14 protein-coding genes are annotated in these 16,583 nt (G+C 65.4%); 11 read left to right on the top strand and 3 right to left on the bottom strand.

Annotated elements, in window-relative coordinates:
- Nucleotides 1-14: 14 nt before the first annotated feature.
- Nucleotides 15-1,952, top strand: coding sequence for an asparagine synthase-related protein (locus tag RS897_RS08040; RefSeq protein WP_315836052.1), 1,938 nt, complete (start codon nt 15-17; stop codon nt 1,950-1,952).
- A 269-nt stretch (nt 1,953-2,221) separates the two neighbouring features.
- Here the strand turns inward: RS897_RS08040 and RS897_RS08035 are convergent, their stop codons facing one another.
- A complete protein-coding gene (locus RS897_RS08035; RefSeq protein WP_315836051.1) occupies nt 2,222-2,509 on the bottom strand; it encodes a hypothetical protein in 288 nt (95 codons plus the stop codon).
- Nucleotides 2,510-2,539: 30 nt separating this feature from the next.
- On the bottom strand, nt 2,540-2,764 hold the full coding sequence (locus tag RS897_RS08030; RefSeq protein ID WP_315836050.1) for a hypothetical protein: 225 nt from the start codon (nt 2,762-2,764) through the stop codon (nt 2,540-2,542).
- 316 nt (nt 2,765-3,080) lie between these two features.
- Between RS897_RS08030 and RS897_RS08025 the strand changes: the two genes are divergently transcribed.
- The 6 genes from RS897_RS08025 to RS897_RS08000 all read left to right on the top strand — a co-directional run bounded on the left by RS897_RS08025 (nt 3,081) and on the right by RS897_RS08000 (nt 10,036).
- Nucleotides 3,081-4,904, top strand: a complete 1,824-nt coding sequence (locus tag RS897_RS08025; RefSeq protein WP_315836049.1) for a RiPP maturation radical SAM C-methyltransferase — start codon at nt 3,081-3,083, stop codon at nt 4,902-4,904.
- Nucleotides 4,905-5,178: 274 nt separating this feature from the next.
- Nucleotides 5,179-5,427, top strand: a complete 249-nt coding sequence (locus tag RS897_RS08020) for a hypothetical protein (protein ID WP_315836048.1) — start codon at nt 5,179-5,181, stop codon at nt 5,425-5,427.
- Nucleotides 5,428-5,669: 242 nt separating this feature from the next.
- The gene (locus tag RS897_RS08015) at nt 5,670-6,290 is read left to right on the top strand and encodes a terminase small subunit-like protein (RefSeq protein WP_315836047.1); all 621 of its coding nucleotides are present in this window, start codon (nt 5,670-5,672) and stop codon (nt 6,288-6,290) included.
- Nucleotides 6,291-6,533: 243 nt separating this feature from the next.
- Complete coding sequence (locus RS897_RS08010; RefSeq protein WP_315836046.1) at nt 6,534-7,997, top strand: aldehyde dehydrogenase family protein; 1,464 nt, start codon at nt 6,534-6,536, stop codon at nt 7,995-7,997.
- Nucleotides 7,998-8,134: 137 nt separating this feature from the next.
- Nucleotides 8,135-8,884 carry a glucose 1-dehydrogenase gene (locus RS897_RS08005; RefSeq protein ID WP_315836045.1) on the top strand — a complete coding sequence of 250 codons (750 nt, stop codon included), beginning with the start codon at nt 8,135-8,137 and terminating at the stop codon, nt 8,882-8,884.
- Nucleotides 8,885-9,037: 153 nt separating this feature from the next.
- Complete coding sequence (locus tag RS897_RS08000; protein ID WP_315836044.1) at nt 9,038-10,036, top strand: MBL fold metallo-hydrolase; 999 nt, start codon at nt 9,038-9,040, stop codon at nt 10,034-10,036.
- A 64-nt stretch (nt 10,037-10,100) separates the two neighbouring features.
- On the opposite strand, the gene RS897_RS07995 is transcribed toward RS897_RS08000, so the two are convergent.
- The gene (locus RS897_RS07995) at nt 10,101-10,598 is read right to left on the bottom strand and encodes a MarR family winged helix-turn-helix transcriptional regulator (protein WP_407654539.1); all 498 of its coding nucleotides are present in this window, start codon (nt 10,596-10,598) and stop codon (nt 10,101-10,103) included.
- A 208-nt stretch (nt 10,599-10,806) separates the two neighbouring features.
- On the opposite strand from RS897_RS07995, the gene RS897_RS07990 reads away from it, so the two are divergent.
- From RS897_RS07990 to RS897_RS07975, 4 genes are read left to right on the top strand one after another with little or no spacing between them, the layout of a single operon-like run.
- Nucleotides 10,807-12,084 carry an amidohydrolase/deacetylase family metallohydrolase gene (locus RS897_RS07990; protein ID WP_315836042.1) on the top strand — a complete coding sequence of 426 codons (1,278 nt, stop codon included), beginning with the start codon at nt 10,807-10,809 and terminating at the stop codon, nt 12,082-12,084.
- A 56-nt stretch (nt 12,085-12,140) separates the two neighbouring features.
- Nucleotides 12,141-14,525, top strand: a complete 2,385-nt coding sequence (locus RS897_RS07985) for a xanthine dehydrogenase family protein molybdopterin-binding subunit (protein WP_407654538.1) — start codon at nt 12,141-12,143, stop codon at nt 14,523-14,525.
- Nucleotides 14,522-15,358: an FAD binding domain-containing protein gene (locus RS897_RS07980; protein WP_315836041.1), complete on the top strand. Its 837-nt coding sequence runs from the start codon at nt 14,522-14,524 to the stop codon at nt 15,356-15,358. The genes RS897_RS07985 and RS897_RS07980 overlap by 4 nt, the downstream gene beginning before the upstream one ends.
- The gene (locus RS897_RS07975; protein ID WP_315836040.1) at nt 15,355-16,554 is read left to right on the top strand and encodes a xanthine dehydrogenase family Fe-S subunit; all 1,200 of its coding nucleotides are present in this window, start codon (nt 15,355-15,357) and stop codon (nt 16,552-16,554) included. The genes RS897_RS07980 and RS897_RS07975 overlap by 4 nt, the downstream gene beginning before the upstream one ends.
- The last annotated feature ends 29 nt before the right edge of the window (nt 16,555-16,583 follow it).

The following is a 16,583-nucleotide window of genomic DNA, read 5'->3' as shown; positions in this document are numbered from 1 at the left end:
GGGTCTCGTCCCGCATGAGCGGCATCGCCGGACTGCTTCGGTTTGACGGCGCGCCGGTCAGCCCGCGCGAGCTGGGACGCGCTGCCAATGCCCTGCGCGCGCATGGGCCGGATCGGGCCTGCACCGCCATCTCCGGTCCGGCCGGTCTCGCCCATGTGCTGATGCGGATGACGCCGGAGGATTCGTTCGACCGGCAGCCTTGGCGCGGCGCCAGCGGCGCCATCATCACGGCCGATCTGCGGCTGGACAATCGGGATGATCTGCTGGCGCTGATCGGCGTGCCGCCTGCGGACGCGCTGAGCTGGCCCGATGCGCGCATCCTGCTGCAGGCCTGGGAGCAGCTCGGCGATGCCATCTGGCCGCGGCTGCGCGGTCCGTTCGCGGCCGCGATCTGGGATCCGCGCAACAACGTGCTGCGGCTGGTGCGCGATCACCTCGGGCTTCATGTGGTGATGTGGACGAAGACGGAGCACGTCTTCGCCTTCGCCACCATGCCCACCGGCCTGTTCGCGTTCGATGGCGTCACCAGCGCGTTCAACGAGGAAAAATTCGCGGATTTCCTGGTGCTCAATCACGCCGATCACGCCACCACGGTGTATCGCCATGTGTTTCGTCTTCCGCCGGCGCATCTCGCTGAAGTAACGCCGGACGGGCGCATGTCCTTGCGCCGCTACTGGTCGCCGGACGAGATCGCGCCGGTGCGGCTGGCGAATGACGGGGCTTATGCGGAGGGCCTGCGGGCGTGTCTGGATCGCGCGGTGCGGCGGCAGTTGCGCAGCGCCCATCCCGTCGGTTGTTATCTCAGTGGCGGGCTCGATTCCTCGTCCGTCGCGGTGCTGGCGGCGCGCGCGCTGGCGGAGAGCGGCCGCCGGCTGTCCGCCTTCACCCAGGTGCCGCGCGAGGGCTTCGACGGCCCGGTGCCGGAGGGGCGTTATGCGGATGAGTGTCCCTATGTGGAGGCCATCGCCGCGCTGTCAGGCAACATCGATGTCACCCATGTGCGCAATGATGCCTGCGACGATTTCGCCGATCTCGAGCGCCTGTTTCTTTTTCTCGAGGGGCCGGTGCGCAATCCCAGCAATCTCGGCTGGATGCTGGCGATTCCGCGGCTGGCGCGCGCGCAGGGCACACGGGTGCTGCTCGGCGGCGCCTATGGCAACACCTCCATCAGCTGGTCGGGCTGGTCGCAGGCGGTCGATCACCTGCTGCGCGGCCGCCTGATCACCGCCTGGCGGCAATGGCGGCAGTTCTACCGGGCGTCACCGGATTCCCGCTGGGTGTCGCTGCGCAAGCTGCTGCTCGATCCGCTGCTGCCGTGCAGTCTCGGCGACTGGATCGATCGCCGCCATCGCGGCAGTGTCGCACGCTGGCAGGAGCACAGCGTCATCCGGCCGGACTATGCCGCTGTCATGGGCATCGAGGCGCGGGCGCGGGATGTCGGTCATGACTTTCTCTATCGGTTCCGGCCGGGTGAGCGGTTCGACAGCCTCACCCCGATCGATTATCTCGGCGATTTCAACGCCGCGGTGAAGGCGATGACCGGCGTCGAGGAACGCGATCCCACCGCGGACATCGATGTCGTCTCTTATTGTCTCGGCGTGCCGCCGGAACAGTTTCTCGCCGAGAATGTCGACCGCTCCCTGATCCGCCGCGCCATGTGGGGCCTCATTCCCGAAGAGGTGCTGACCAATCGCCTGAGCGGGCTGCAGTCCGCCGACTGGTACGAGAAACTGGAGAAACGCCGCGACGATCTCGCGCGTGAGATCGACACGCTGGCGGCCTCACCGCTTGTGAGCAAGGCGATCGACCTCGACAGACTCCGCGGCGCGCTGGCAACTTGGCCGGCAGGCGACTGGCACACCTACAAGGTCATCCAGGAATATCACCTCGCCCTCACCCGCGGCCTCGCCGCCGCCCACTTCCTGCGCTGGGTGGAAGCGGCGAACCGGTGAGGGGGATTGATGTGGGCCAAGGCGCGTCAACATTTTCTGTGTCATCGTCCGGCTTTTGCGCTGGGTGGCCACACCGCCCACCGCCGTCATGCCCGCGAACGAACGCGGGCATCCAGTACGCCCGGTGTGAGTGGAGTGAAGGCGGAGCACATCACGAGGGCCTGCGTTTACTGGGTCCCCGCGTTCGCGGGGACGACGCAGAGAGAGGCGATAAGCCTCGGCAAACAAGCAAACGTCTTCGCGTCGCGGAGCCAGAAGACGATGTCCCGTCAATTATGATTATGCTGCATGCCGTCGGCGTTGTTGCCGCCCTTGCCCATGTCGCGATGGGACATGCGCAGGTCGAAGGTGCTGCCGTCCTTGTTCATCGACAGTGGCCCCGGCATCGGTGGCGATGCGGTCGCGTCTGCGGATGCGGTCCGGCTTGTCGCCGCACTCTTCATCCAGGCCCGCAGTGTCAGAACCCGCAGCGCCGGCGCTTCCCACACGCGCAGCGCGCCGGTGTCCGCGCAGACACCGGCCCGTTCTGGAACCAGCCACTCTGACGTCTGTGACATGGTCGACCCCAAACCTACCCCTGAATTGGCTTACACCAGCCGCTGGCTGGCCCTGTCCGTCGAGATCTCGCTCTTGACGCGCACCACTGCCGGTGGCGGCGAGGGCGGCGACGAGATCATCTTTTGCGTGCCGCTCAAATAATTTTTCGCGGCGTCGCGCAGGGACAGGATTTTCAGCACCGGGGTTTCCCAGATCCGGCGCTCGGGTGTGGTGGCCAGAGAACCGCGCTCAAATGAATCAAGAGTATCGGACATTCGCTGCCTCCGTGGCTTCGCCAGGGTGTCCAAAAATCTCAAGTGTCCAAAAATCTCAAGCTACCAAAGGTCTTAGGTCTTCATCGTCTTTCGCAATGCAAAGTAGAGTAGGAAATTCCGCACATTTATGCAAGTATTTGTCCCGATCCGCGCCCCCCTCGACAACGCGTCCTGCGGCCTTGCGCGCGAATTGTGCGAGTTAACCCGCCGGCGAAACCGTGATCGGATGATGCCAACCGGACAGCCAACGCTTGCCGAGGCTGCGAACCGAAGCGCCGCACCCGGGCCAGAGACAACGGCGGCGCTGCTCATTTCCATGCCGTTCTATTCGGTGCGCACGCCCTCGCCGCAACTGGGGCTTCTGTCCGCCATCGGCGAGGCGCAGGGATTTTCCGTCGATACCCTGCACCTGAATTTGGATTTCGCGGCGCGTGTCGGGCGCGATTTTTATGAAGCGCTGTGCGCCCATCGTGGCCCCGAGGTCGGCAACTGGCTGTTTGCCCCGTCGGCCTTTCGCGACGACGCGCCGGATCGGGAGGCGCTGTTTCCACACCACTTTCCCGTCGCTGTCGGTTTCGCGGACAAATTCGGGTTCAACGTGGACGCGCTGAAACGGATGCGCCACGAGCTTGTGCCGGCGTTTCTCGATCACGCCGAGTCCGTCATCGACACCGGACGCTATGACGTGATCGGCTTCACCTGCACCTACCAGCAGAACGTGGCCTCGCTGGCGCTGGCCCGCCGCCTGAAGGAGCGTGTCCCCGGCATCGTCACGCTGTTTGGTGGCGCGAATTTCGAAGGCGCCATGGGGCGGGAGCTGCTGCGGTCCTTTACATGGATCGACTACATCATCGACGGTGAAGCGGACGAGGCCTTTCCGGCGTTTCTGGCTGCGGTGGGCGAGGGGACATCGCCCTCCGACGTGCCCGGCGTGTTCGCCCGGTCGACTGTGGCAACACCGGCGAAGAAGCTGATCGCCGATCTGGACCGGCTGCCGATCCCAAGTTACGGCGAATTCTTCCGCCATGCCGAAGAGCTGGGGCTGATCGCGCCCGGCGAGCGGCCGAACGTGCCGGTGCCGATCGAAACCTCGCGCGGCTGCTGGTGGGGGCAGAAGCACCACTGCACGTTCTGCGGCCTCAACGGCAGCACCATGACCTATCGGCAGAAATCATCCGGGCGCGTGCTGGCGGAGCTGGCCGAGCTGACCCGGCGGCATGGCATCTTCCGCTATGACGCCGTCGACAACATCATGCCGGCGAGTTTCTTCAGGGATCTGGTCCCGGCCATCGCCTCGGAGGAGCGCCACTACGAACTGTTCTTCGAGGTGAAGGCGAATATCTCCCGCGCGCAAGTGAAGCTGCTGCGCGATGCCGGCATCCGCTCGATCCAGCCCGGCATCGAATCCCTGAGCTCCCACGTGCTGCAACTGATGGACAAGGGCGTGCGTGCCGCCCACAACGTCAACCTGCTGCGCTGGGGCCGTTATTACGGCGTGGCTGTCTGGTGGAATCTGTTGTGGGGATTCCCCGGCGAGCGCGCGGAGGATTACCAGCAGCAGGCGGCGCTGCTGCCGCATCTGGTGCATCTGCAGCCGCCCGAGAGCGCCACCCGCGTGTGGCTGGAGCGTTTCAGTCCGCTGTACTTCGACCGCACGCGTTTCCCGGTGCAGAGCCTGCGGCCCGAAGCCAGCCTTGCCTACATCTATCCCGGCGCTGTGGCGCGTGAGCAGATCGCCTACTTCTTTGAGCATGTCTTTCCGGACGAGCTTGCGGCCGACGTGCTGGAGCCGATCCGTGCCGGCGTCACCGCCTGGTCGCAGGCCTGGGCGGCGGACAGGAAACGTCCCTGGCTCACCTTCCGCTGGTCGCCGGGCTTCCTACAGATCGACGACGGCCGTGATCCCACATCACCGCAGTTCACCCGGTTCGAGGATCCGTTCGCGCAGATCTACCGCGCCATCGCCGATCGCCCCCTCAGCGCGGCGAACATCAGGGAAACGCTGGGCCTGTCCTGGTCCGCGGACGACATCGCCGCCGCGATGGACCTGTTCGCCAACAAGGGACTCGTCATGTGCGACAACGAGCTCTATCTCGCGCTCGCGATTCCCTCCGACGCACCGCGCGACGCGGTGGTGTGATCGCGGCTGGCCTCGAAGCCACGGCGATCAAAGGGTCTGCCAACACCTCCGACCTCATCCTGAGAAGCCCGCGCAGCGGGCGTCTCGAAGGATGGGCCGCGACGAAGGCGCTCATCAGCTTCACTCTCGTCCCCCTGGAGCGAGGCGGCCGCGGTTCGTGCAACACCCACCCCCATTCACCCTAAACATTCATGGTCAACACAGGTGCCACGCACCTACCACCCTTAACCATTCGCCGCGCGCTAGCGTCTCCTGCATGTGGAGATTGCGCGCCATGTGGCTGCTTATCGCGATTGCCCTCGTGGTGGGCGCCCTGTTCGCTGTCAGCATCCGCGCCTGGATCTCCATCCTGGTGCACGAAACCGACCGCCACGACTGCCCCTCCTGCAAATCGAAAATGGCGCTGGCGCCGTCGAAGGGCGCGACCGGCCTCGCCTTCCATTGCACGCGCTGCGGCGACAGCCATCCGTTTGTGGCCGATCAGGCGCGAAGGTTGTTGAAGGGCCCGCGGGAGAAGGTGTGACGAGGCGTGTCTTGCTTCGCTGCCGCGGTCGTGATCCTTCTCTTTTGTCGTTGCCGGGCTTGTCCCGGCAACCCCGATAAGGGACGCACTGCGTCCCTAAGCGAGATCACCGGGACAAGCCCGGTGATGACAATGTGGGTGGTACGGCGCGTGTGCGCCCATCACGTTCCCCGCCACCTTCCCCCCATAACCCACACCCCCCACGCGTTGTCCCGTTCCCGCAAATCACCAACACTCCGGGCATGACGCCCGTCACCCGCACCAGCCCCGTCTACAGCCGCGACCTCGCGGACGACATCTGCGCGCAGCTGTCCCAGGGCTGCTCGCTGCGCGTCATCTGCCGCGACACCACCATGCCGGGCGAACGCACCGTGCGCACCTGGGTGGCGCAGGACCGCGACGGCTTTGCCGCGCGTTATCGCGCGAGCACCCGGCGCAAGGGCGCGGCCAGCTGTTACAGCGAAGCGCTCGCCGCGCGGATCTGCGCGGCGCTGATGGCGGGGCGGCCGCTGCAGCGCATCTGCCGCGCGCCGGGAATGCCGCGACATTCCACGGTGCTGCGCTGGGCGCGGCGCGATCACCATGGTTTCGCCATGCCTTACGCGTTCGCCCGCGCGTTCGGCGCCCAGGCGCTGGGCGATCAGATGCTGGACATCGCGGATGATTCCCGCGGCGACTGGCGGATCGGCAAGCGCGGCCGCATGGTCAGGGATCGCCAGCACATGGCCCGCGCCCGCCTGCGCTTCCGCCTGCGGCGGGAGCAACTGGCGCGGTCGATGCCGAAAGACGGCGGCACGTGGGAGTTGCCGCGTGATTTTTCTCCCGCGTCGCAGGACTGCTGCCGCACTGCAAAAAGTGACTGATACGTGTCAGCGTGGTCCACCAGCTCCGCAATCCCGCCAGCCATGGTCCCGGTGCCCTCGCGTTCCTGCATCGCTCGGTTTGACAGCCACCAGCGCAGGGCCGAAAATCACCCGGCTACTCCGGTAGTGTTTCCTTTGGCAGTGTCGTTCGGGGTCCGTCGCGCGGTGTCGCGTGCGCCCGTTCGCAAGGCCCAACAGACCTCAATCAAGAATGCCATCAAACTATCGACGTCAGGATCTCTCATGACCATCCCCCTCAAGCTGCCGCCCGCCAAGGGCGTTTTCATCAACAACACGTGGCAGCCCGCCCAGGCCGGCAAGACCGTGGCGATGCTGGCGCCGGCCACCGGCCAGGTGTTCACCTCGATCGCGGCCGGCGATGCCGCCGATATCGACCGCGCCGTGAAAGCCGCGCGCCATGCGCTGGAGGAGGGGGCCTGGGGCCGGTTGACCGCGACCGAGCGCGGCCGGCTGCTGACCAAACTGTCGCGGCTGATCGAGGATCATGCCGATGAACTGACGCTGCTGGAAGCCACCGACACCGGCAAGCCGATGAAGCAGGCCCGCGCGGATGCGGTTGCGCTGGCGCGTTATTTCGAATTCTATGGCGGCGCCGCGGATAAAGTGCATGGCGACACCATTCCGTTCCTGGACGGGTATCTCGTCTCCACGTTGTACGAGCCGCTGGGCGTAGTCGGCATCATCATCCCCTGGAATTATCCCGGCCAGATTTTCGGCCGCACCGCGGCTGCGGCCCTCGCCATGGGCAATGCCTGCGTGATCAAGCCCGCGGAGGAAGCCTGCCTGGTGGTGCTGCGCGTGGCTGAGTTGGCCGCGGAAGCCGGCTTCCCCGAGGGCGCGCTCAACATCGTGCCGGGTCTCGGCGAAGAAGCCGGCGCGGCGCTGTCTGCGCATCCCGGCCTGGATTTTCTCACCTTCACCGGCAGCCCCGAGGTGGGGGTTCTGGTGCAGACCGCGGCGGCGAGGAACCACATCGGCTGCACCCTCGAACTCGGCGGCAAGTCGCCGCAGATCGTGTTTGCGGACGCGGATCTCGACGCGGCGGTGACCACTGTGGCGGCGGCCATCATCCAGAACGCAGGGCAAACCTGCTCGGCCGGCTCCCGCGTGCTGATCGAACGGCCGATCTGGGATCGCTTTTTGGCGGACCTGAAACTGCGGTTCGAAAAACTCACCGCCGGCACGCCGGAGATGGATCTCGATCTGGGCCCGGTGATCAGCGCCGGGCAGAAAGCGCGCATCGAAAAAATGCTGGCGCGGGCGGAGGCTGCCGGCGCCAGCATCTTCGCCCGCGGCAAGGTGGCGAAGGATGCGCCGAGCGAAGGCTTCTATGTCGCCCCGGCGCTTTACACCCAGGTCGATCCCAAGTCGGAGCTGGCGCAGGACGAAGTGTTCGGCCCGGTGCTCGCCGCCATGCCGTTCGACGACGAGGCGGACGCGATCAGGCTGGCCAACAGCACCCAATTCGGCCTGGTCGCCGGCGTCTGGTCGAAAGACGGCTCCCGCGCCTTGCGCGTGGCGCGGAAAGTCCGCGTCGGCCAGATGTTCGTCAACGGCTACGGCGCCGGCGGCGGCATCGAACTGCCGTTCGGCGGCATGAAGAAATCCGGCCACGGCCGCGAAAAGGGCTTTGAGGCGCTGTACGAATTCGCCGCCATGAAGACCCTCGTGGTCAAGCACGGCTGATATTTTTTCCTTGTCGCCACCGGGCTTGTCCCGGTGGCCCCTCTCAGGGACGCAGTGCCTTCCTTATCGGGATCGCCGGGACAAGCCCGGCGATGACAAACAAAAGAACTTTCGAACAACAACAAGGATAGATGACTATGCGACTTCAGGGAAAATCCGCTCTCGTCACCGGCGGTGCATCAGGCTTCGGCGCGGAGATCGTGCTCTCCTATGTGCGCGAAGGCGCCAGTGTCGTGATCCTCGATCTCAACGGCGAGGGTGCGGCGAAAATTGCGGCTGAGGCCGGCAAGACCGCGATCGCTGTGGCCGGCGACGTGACCAAGAAAGCCGACATCGAAAAAGCCGTGAAGGCGGCGGTCGACAATTTCGGCAAGCTCGACATCGTGGTCAACAATGCCGGCTGGACCTTTCGCAACAAGCCGCTGCTGGACGTCACCGAAGAAGAATTCGACAAGGTCTTCGCCATCAATGTGAAGTCGATTTTTTTGATGACCAATGCGGTGGTGCCGGTGATGCGCCAGCAGAAATCCGGCCGCATCATCAATATCGGCTCAACCGCCGGCGTGCGGCCGCGCCCGGGGCTGACCTGGTACAACGCCACCAAGGGTGCGGTGAACCTGCTGTCGAAATCGATGGCGCTGGATCTCGCGCCCGACGGCATCCGCGTCAACTGCATCGCGCCGGTGATCGGCGCCACGGCGCTGCTGGAATCCTTCATGGGCGTGCCGGATACACCGGAGAACCGCGCCAAGTTCGTTTCCACGATTCCGCTGGGGCGGATGTCAAAACCATCCGACATCGCCAATGCCTGCATCTATCTCGGCAGCGACGACGCTGAATTCCTGACCGGCGTGGTGCTGCCGGTCGACGGCGGCCGTACGATTTAAATCAAAACCGACGCAGCCCGGTGTGATCAGCGGCATCCGGGCTGCGTCAAACTGTCAGCATCAGTGTCCAATCGAATTCAGGGATCGAAATCGCGCTTACGGAGTTACCTTTCGCCCACAACGGGCAGATCAAAGAAGAACAAGGGGAAACGCATGACCGACCATCCGATTTCCAACTTCGCTTCTCTCTCCCGCCGCAACCTGATGCTCGGCGGCGCCGCATCGCTCAGTGCGCTGGCGCTGTCCGGTTCGCCTGACGCGCTGGCCAAGGCGGCCAGGATCAACAAGCCGGCGCCGTATTATTATCGCTTCAAGCTCGGCGACGCCGAGGCCACCATCATTTCCGACGGCACGCTGCCGCTCGGCGATCCCCATGCGAGTTTCGCTGGCCTGACGCCGGCCGAGATGGACAAGCAACTGACCGACAATTTTCTGCCGGTGTCCAACGCGGTGCTGGAGCAGAACATCCTGGTGCTCAACACCGGTGACAAGATGGTGCTGTTCGACACCGGCATGGGCACCTCGACGCTGTTCGGGTCGACCACCGGCAAGCTGGTGGCCAACCTGAAGGCGTCGGGCATCGACCCCGGCGACATCGATGCGGTGGTGATGAGCCATGCCCACATCGATCACTGCGGCGGCTGCATGTCGGAAACCGACACGCGCAACTTCCCCAATGCGCAGTACTACATCACCCAGGCCGACTATGAGTATTGGACAGATCCGGCCAAGGTGGCGCCGTCGCTGAAGGCGTTTCTCGATCACGCGCAGAAGAATCTCACGCCCAACCGCGACCGCATGGTGTTCATCAAGGACGGCCAGGAATTTCTGCCCGGCATCCAGGCGATGGCGGCGCCGGGGCACACCGTCGGCCACACCATCTTCATGATCTCATCCGGCAAGGAGCAGCTCTGCTACATCGCCGATTTGACCCATCACCCGGTGCTGCTGCTGGAAAAGCCGCTGACCGAATTCGCCTACGACACCGATCCCAAGCAGTCGGCGCAGTCGCGGGTGAAGATGCTCACCACACTCGCGACCAATCGCACCCCCGTGCTGGCCTACCATTTCGCCTGGCCCGGCATCGGCCATATCGCCAAGCAGGGCGACGGCTTCCGCTATTTCCCGGAGCCGATGAAGATGGAGCTGTGAGGGCGCGCTGCTTGATCTGAGGCACGTTGCCTAAGTTCTCATCGCTGCGCGAGGGTGAGTGTCCTTATTCAATCGCGTCGTTGGCGCTGGTGCGGCCGGCATCGTCAGCGACAATTCGCTGCATCAAGGCGATGAGCCGGGTCTGGTCGGCCTTGCTCAGGCCCGCGATTGTCGCGCGATGCGCGTCGCGGGCCGGCGTTTCGATTTTTGCGAGCAATGCGGTACCTGCAGGTGTCAGCCGGCAGGCGCGCGCGCGCCGATCTTCATGATTCACTGCGCGCTCGACCAGATGTCGGGCCGCCAGCCGCTTCAGCGCGCCAGTCGTTGTGGTGCGATCGAGCGCGATATCGGCGGCCAGCGTGGTCTGGTCGGCGGTTCCGCGCTGCGCCAATGCCGACAGCAGGCTGTATTGCAGCGGCGTCACCTCATATTTGCTGCAGGCGTCCTGAAACAGCGCCACATGAATCTGATGCAGGCGCCGGATCAGGAAGCCCGGCCGCTGCTCGAGCGGCCAGGCCGGATGTTGAGTCTGATCCCGACGCGTGTTGGTCTTCCGCACCATCTGCTCCCGCTGCCCGGACACTGTCTGCGCGCGATTCGTGTGCACCGCGGCATTCGCTTTATGGCACGCTCCTTGCTTTTAGCAAATACGAAGCATGCTTCGTAATACCGCTTTGCTTTCACCGAATGCGAAGTATGCTTCGTATCTCGGCGGTGCCGATGGAAGCGGTCGCCGCCCGGATGACGAGACGGAGAGAAGGAGACCGATCATGTCTATCAGCCCCACGTTCGACCTGCTGCTGCGCGGCGGCCGCGTGATTTGTCCGGCCTCGGGCATCGACGGCATCAGGGATGTCGCCGTGCGCAATGGGCGGATCGCCGCAGTGCAGGCGGATATCCTGCCGACCAGCGCGAAAGAAGTCATCGATGTCACCGACCAGCTGGTGCTGCCGGGGCTGATCGACACGCACGGCCACGTCTATCATTATGTCACCGGCCGCTTCGGCATGGCGCCGGATATGGTGGGTGTGCAGTCCGGCGTCACCACGCTGGTCGATCAGGGCGGTGCGTCCTGCATGACGCTGCCGGGTTTCCGGCATTTCATTGCGGAGCCCGCGAAATCTCGGGTCTACGCATTTCTCTCCGCCTATCTGGTCGGCGGGCTGGAAGGACATTTCTATCCGAAGCTTTATAGTCCCGACGGCGTCGACGTCGACGCCACGGTAAAGTCCGCCACGGCCAATCTCGATCTGGTGCGCGGCATCAAGGCGCATGCGGAGATCGGCGGTTTCGCGCGCTGGGGCATCCGGGTGATGGAGATGGCTGCCGAAATCGGCCGCCGCTCCGACCTGCCGGTTTATGTGCATTTTGGCCAGCTTTGGGGCCTGCCGGAAAGCGGTAACAACGGCGAGGACGTCGACACCATCCTCGATCGCGTCATTCCGCTGCTGCGCCCCGGCGATATCCTTGCGCACCCGTTCACGCGCCATCCCGGCGGCTTCGTCAATCGCGAGGGCGAGGTGCATCCGGTGATCCGTGCCGCGCTCGATCGCGGCCTGCGGGTCGATGTCGGCCACGGCAGCCACTTCTCCTACCGGCTGGCGAAGAAGGCGATTGCTGCGGGCATCGTGCCGACGACGCTCGGCGCCGATATCCATGGCTACAACACTCACGTGCCGCAGCCCGCCGGCACGCCCGACGAGCACGAGGACGACGAGAACCATCCGTTCGCGGGCCAGGCCAAGTTCAGCCTGGTGCAGGCGATGAGCTCGATGATGGCGCTGGGGCTGACGCTGGAACAGGTGGTGCCCATGGTGACCTCGCATCCGGCGCAGATGCTCGGCCTTTCCGACACCATTGGCGCACTCAAGGTCGGCATGGAGGCCGACGTCAGCGTGCTCAGCGAAAAGCAGGGGCGTTTCATCCTGCGTGATAACGAGAACACCGAAGTGACTGCCGAACGGTTGCTGCAGCCGGCGTTCTGCCTGCGCGCTGGCACTCGCTACGACGCGGTGGCCTCGATCCTGCCGCAAGCGGTGGCCGCATAACCACACGTCTGCTCGCCATGAGGGGATAGGGGGTCAGCTTGGACGGCGGTGATGTGATGATGCTGCGCAACGCGCAAGAGCCTGCCTCGGATGCTAGCGCCGGGCAGGGCGTCGGTGCGCGGCTGCCGCGCAAGGAGGACGATCGGCTGATGCGCGGGCGTGGCCAGTTCGTCGCCGACATCCGCCTCGCCGGTCTGCAGGATGTCGCCTTTGTGCGCAGCCCGCTGGCGCATGCGCGCATTCGTGGCATTCACGTGCCGGAGCGTTATCGCGGCTCGGTGTTCACCGCGGCCGATCTCACCGGCATCAAGCCGATCCGCGCCGTATCGGGATTGCCGGGCTTCAAGGTGTCCGAGCAGCCGGTGCTGGCCACAGACAAGGTGCGCCAAGTCGGCGAACTCGTGGCCATGTGCGTGGCGCCGACGCGCGCGGAAGCGGAAGACATCGCAGCCAGCGTGACGCTCGATCTCGAAGAGTTGCCCGCGGTTTATGACATGCTGAAAGCGCGTGAGCTGGGCGCGGCCTTGGTGCACGAGCACTGGGGCGACAATGTTTTTCTCGAGACTAATTTCGAGGTGGACCTGACGCCGGCGCTGGACGCGCCGATCAAAGTGACGCGAGAGATTTCCACCGCACGGCAATGCATGGCGCCGTTGGAAGGCCGCGGCGTGGTGGCGAGCTTCGATCATCGCCTTGACCAGCTGACGCTCCATACCGGCAGCCAGATGCCGCACATCGTGCGCAACGGCCTCAGCGATTGCCTTGGCATGGAGCAAGGGCAAATCCGCATCGTCTCGCCCGATGTCGGCGGCGGCTTCGGCCACAAGGGCATTCTGCTGCCGGAAGAAGTCTGCCTGTCCTGGCTCACCCTGCAGCGGGGGCATCCGGTGCGCTGGACCGAAGATCGCCGCGAGCATCTGGTCGCCAGCGCCAATTGCCGGGAGCATCACTACAAGATCACGGTGTATGCCGATCGGGACGGCACCCTGCGCGGCATCGACTGCGAGGCGACCGTGGATTCCGGCGCCTACTCGTCTTATCCGTTTTCCGCGTGCCTCGAGGCCGCGCAAGTCGCCAGCATTCTGCCGGGCCCCTATCAGATGCCGGCTTATCGCTGCCGGACCTTCTCCGTCGCCACCAACAAATGCCCGATCCTGCCATATCGTGGGGTGGCGCGCACCGGCGTGTGTTTTGCGCTGGAGATCATGCTCGATGCGGTCGCGGCTGAAGCTGGCCTCGAGCCCGGCGAGGTGCGGCTCCGCAATCTGGTGCGCCCAGAGCAGATGCCGTTCGACAACATCACCAAAAAGCATTTCGACAGCGGCGATTATCCCGAAGCGATGCGCCGCGCGCTGACCGCGATCGATATCGCCGGCGTGCGTGCACGCCAGCGCAAGGGCGAATCCGATGGGCGACTGATCGGGGTCGGGATGTCGATCTATTGCGAGCAGGCGGCGCACGGCACGTCGGTTTATGCCGGCTGGGGCATCCCGATGGTGCCGGGGCATGAGCAGGCCGGCGCGCGGCTGACGCCGGATGGTGGCCTGGAGTTGCGGGTCGGCGTGCACTCCCATGGCCAGGGTATGGAGACGACGCTGGCGCAGGTGGCCCATGAGATGCTTGGCGTCGATGCGGCCAAGGTGCGCGTGGTGCATGGCGACACCGCGATGACGCCATATTCCACCGGCACCTGGGGCTCGCGCTCGATGGTGATGGCCGGTGGCGCGGTGGCAAGTGCTTGCCGCGAGCTTGGCGAGCGCGCCAAAAAGATCGGCGCGAAACTGCTGCAGCTCAACGCCGCCGATGTTGTTCTCGCCGATGGCCTGGTCAAGGGACGCAGCGGCAGCGTCAGCCTCACCGAGATTGCGCACACCTGGTATCGCCGGCCGCAGGATCTGCCGTCCGATGTTGATCCGGCCGGACTCGAGACGACGAGCGGTTACAAGCCGCAGCGTGATTCCGGCACCTTCAGTTATGCCGCGCATGCGGTCATTGTGGCCGTCGCCCCCGATCTCGGCGATGTCGAGATCCTCGACTATGTCATCGTCGAAGACGGCGGCGTGCTGGTCAATCCGATGATTGTCGACGGCCAGATCTTTGGTGGTCTCGCCCAGGGCATCGGCACAGCGCTTTATGAAGAGATGCCGTTCGACGCCGCCGGTCAGCCGCTGGCAACGACGCTGGCCGACTATCTCCTGCCGGGTCCGACCGAGGTGCCGGAGCCGCGGCTCGATCACATGGAAACGCCGTCGCCTTATACTGAGTTTGGCGTCAAGGGCATTGGTGAAGGTGGTGCCATCGCTCCGCCGGCGGCAATCGCCAACGCGGTTAACGATGCGCTGCGCCCGCTCGGTGTCGAGTTGCTGCACTCGCCGATCTCGCCGCGCCGCGTGGTTGCGGCGATCCTGGCGGCGCGCGACGCGGAAAGGCCGGCGGCATGAAACCGGCTCCCTTCGCCTATGAACGCCCCGCCGATCTCGGTGCTGCGCTGGCTGCCATGGCGGGCACCGATGGCGTGATCAAGATCATGGCCGGTGGCCAGTCGCTCGGCCCGATGCTGAATTTGCGGCTGGTGGCGCCGGATCTGATTGTGGATATCGCAGGTCTTGCGGAACTGAAGCATGTGGAGGTGAGCGGTGGCGAACTGGTAATCGGCGCCTGCGTCACCCACGCCGATATCGAGGACGGCCGCATTCCCGACCTCACCCGTGGCGCCATGCAACGGGTGGCCAGTGCCATCGCCTATCGTGCGGTGCGCAATCGCGGCACCATCGGCGGCTCGCTCAGCCATGCGGATCCCTCGGCCGACTGGGTTTCGGCGTTGGCGGCGCTCGGTGCGACACTGAGCCTGCGCAGTCGCACCGGAACACGCCGCGTCGCGGTGGCAGATTTCGTAATCGGCGCACTGGAGTCGGCGCTGCGGCCCGGCGAGATCGTCGAAGCTGTGCGAGTGCCGGCGATGGCATCCTCGGCACGCTGGGGATACGCCAAGAGCTGCCGCAAGCCGGGCGAATTCGCTCACGCCATTGGTGCGGTGCTGATCGATGTCGATGCGGCGACGGCTCGCGTGGTGGTCGGTGCCGTGGAAGCCGCACCGATTGTCCTGGCCGACGGCGCCGAACTGTTTGGCGGCCGCATCACGGCCGATTTCGGCCGACAGTTCGACGCCCGCGTCGCCGATGCTTTTCTCGCCAAGGCCGGCCTTGCGAATGCAACCGACCGGCACATCCATGTCGCGGTGCTGCGCCGCGCCGTTGCAGAGGCCGCGGCATGACGCCCCTCGTGCTCACCGTCAACGACCGCGCCGTCGATGCGGCGATCGAGCCCCGCACCAACCTCGCGGACTTCGTCCGCGACAAGCTGGATCTGACCGGCACCCATCTCGGCTGCGAGCACGGCGTCTGCGGCGCCTGCACCCTGCTGCTCGACGGCGTCCCGGCCCGCAGCTGCATCACCTTTGCCGTCACCTGCGGCGGCGCCCGTGTCACCACCATCGAAGGCCTCGATCACGACGAAGTCGCGATCGAACTGCGGGCGGCCTTTACCCGCGAGCACGCCTTGCAGTGCGGTTACTGCACGCCGGGCATGCTGATATCGGCGCGTGACCTGGTGCTGCGGCTGCCGGACGCGGACGAGCAGCGGATTCGTATCGGCCTCAGTGGCAATCTCTGCCGTTGCACCGGGTATGTCGGCATCGTGCGCGCAGTGCGCTCAGTGATCTCGGCGCGGCGGGCCCGTGGCATTGCGCCTGTGTCCGGCCGCGCTGGCCTTGGTCCGGCAGGGGCCGGGCACCAGATTGGCGTTTGCACCGCCAGCGCGAGGCTTACGCGCGTGCAGGATGTCGAAGCGGCTGATACCGGGGCACCCATTGTCATTCCCGATTTCACGCCGGCGATGGTGCTCGACCAGCATTTCGACATCGCCCATCCGCCGGAACGAGTGTTGGAGATCTTCGGCGATATCGTTGCGGTCGCGGCCTGCCTGCCCGGTGCCGCGCTGACCGGTGATCCGAAGCCGGAACATGTCACCGGGGCGATCCGAGTCAAAATTGGCCCGATCGCCGCGGCCTTCCAGGGCGCGGCGCGCATCGAGCGCGATCCCGCCAGCCGATCCGGCCGTATTATCGGCATCGGCAATGATGCGCGCAGCCGGTCCTCGACCCAGGGTGAAATCCGCTACCGCCTGTTACCGCTCGACGGCGGCGCCGCGACACGGGTGGAGCTTGCGATCGGCTACAGCCTGAAGGGCCTGCTGGCGCAGGTCGGCCGTCCCGCGCTGGTGCGGGATCTCGCCGCGCGGCTGATCGCCGAGTTTGCAAGCAATCTCGATCGCCGCCTGTCGGGCGGCGCCATGGATGCGGTTGCTGCACCGGCCAAGGATTTGAATGGATTATCGCTGTTGTTCGGTCTCGTGTGCGGCCAGCTGAAGCAATGGCTTCGCCACCGCGGGGGACGTGGAGACACAGCGTGAGGAATCGGCGTTCGCGTGCCGGGCGCGAA

The organism is Bradyrhizobium prioriisuperbiae, from assembly GCF_032397745.1.
Classification (GTDB): domain Bacteria; phylum Pseudomonadota; class Alphaproteobacteria; order Rhizobiales; family Xanthobacteraceae; genus Bradyrhizobium_A; species Bradyrhizobium_A prioriisuperbiae.
This window is presented reverse-complemented; position numbering and strand designations above follow the sequence as displayed.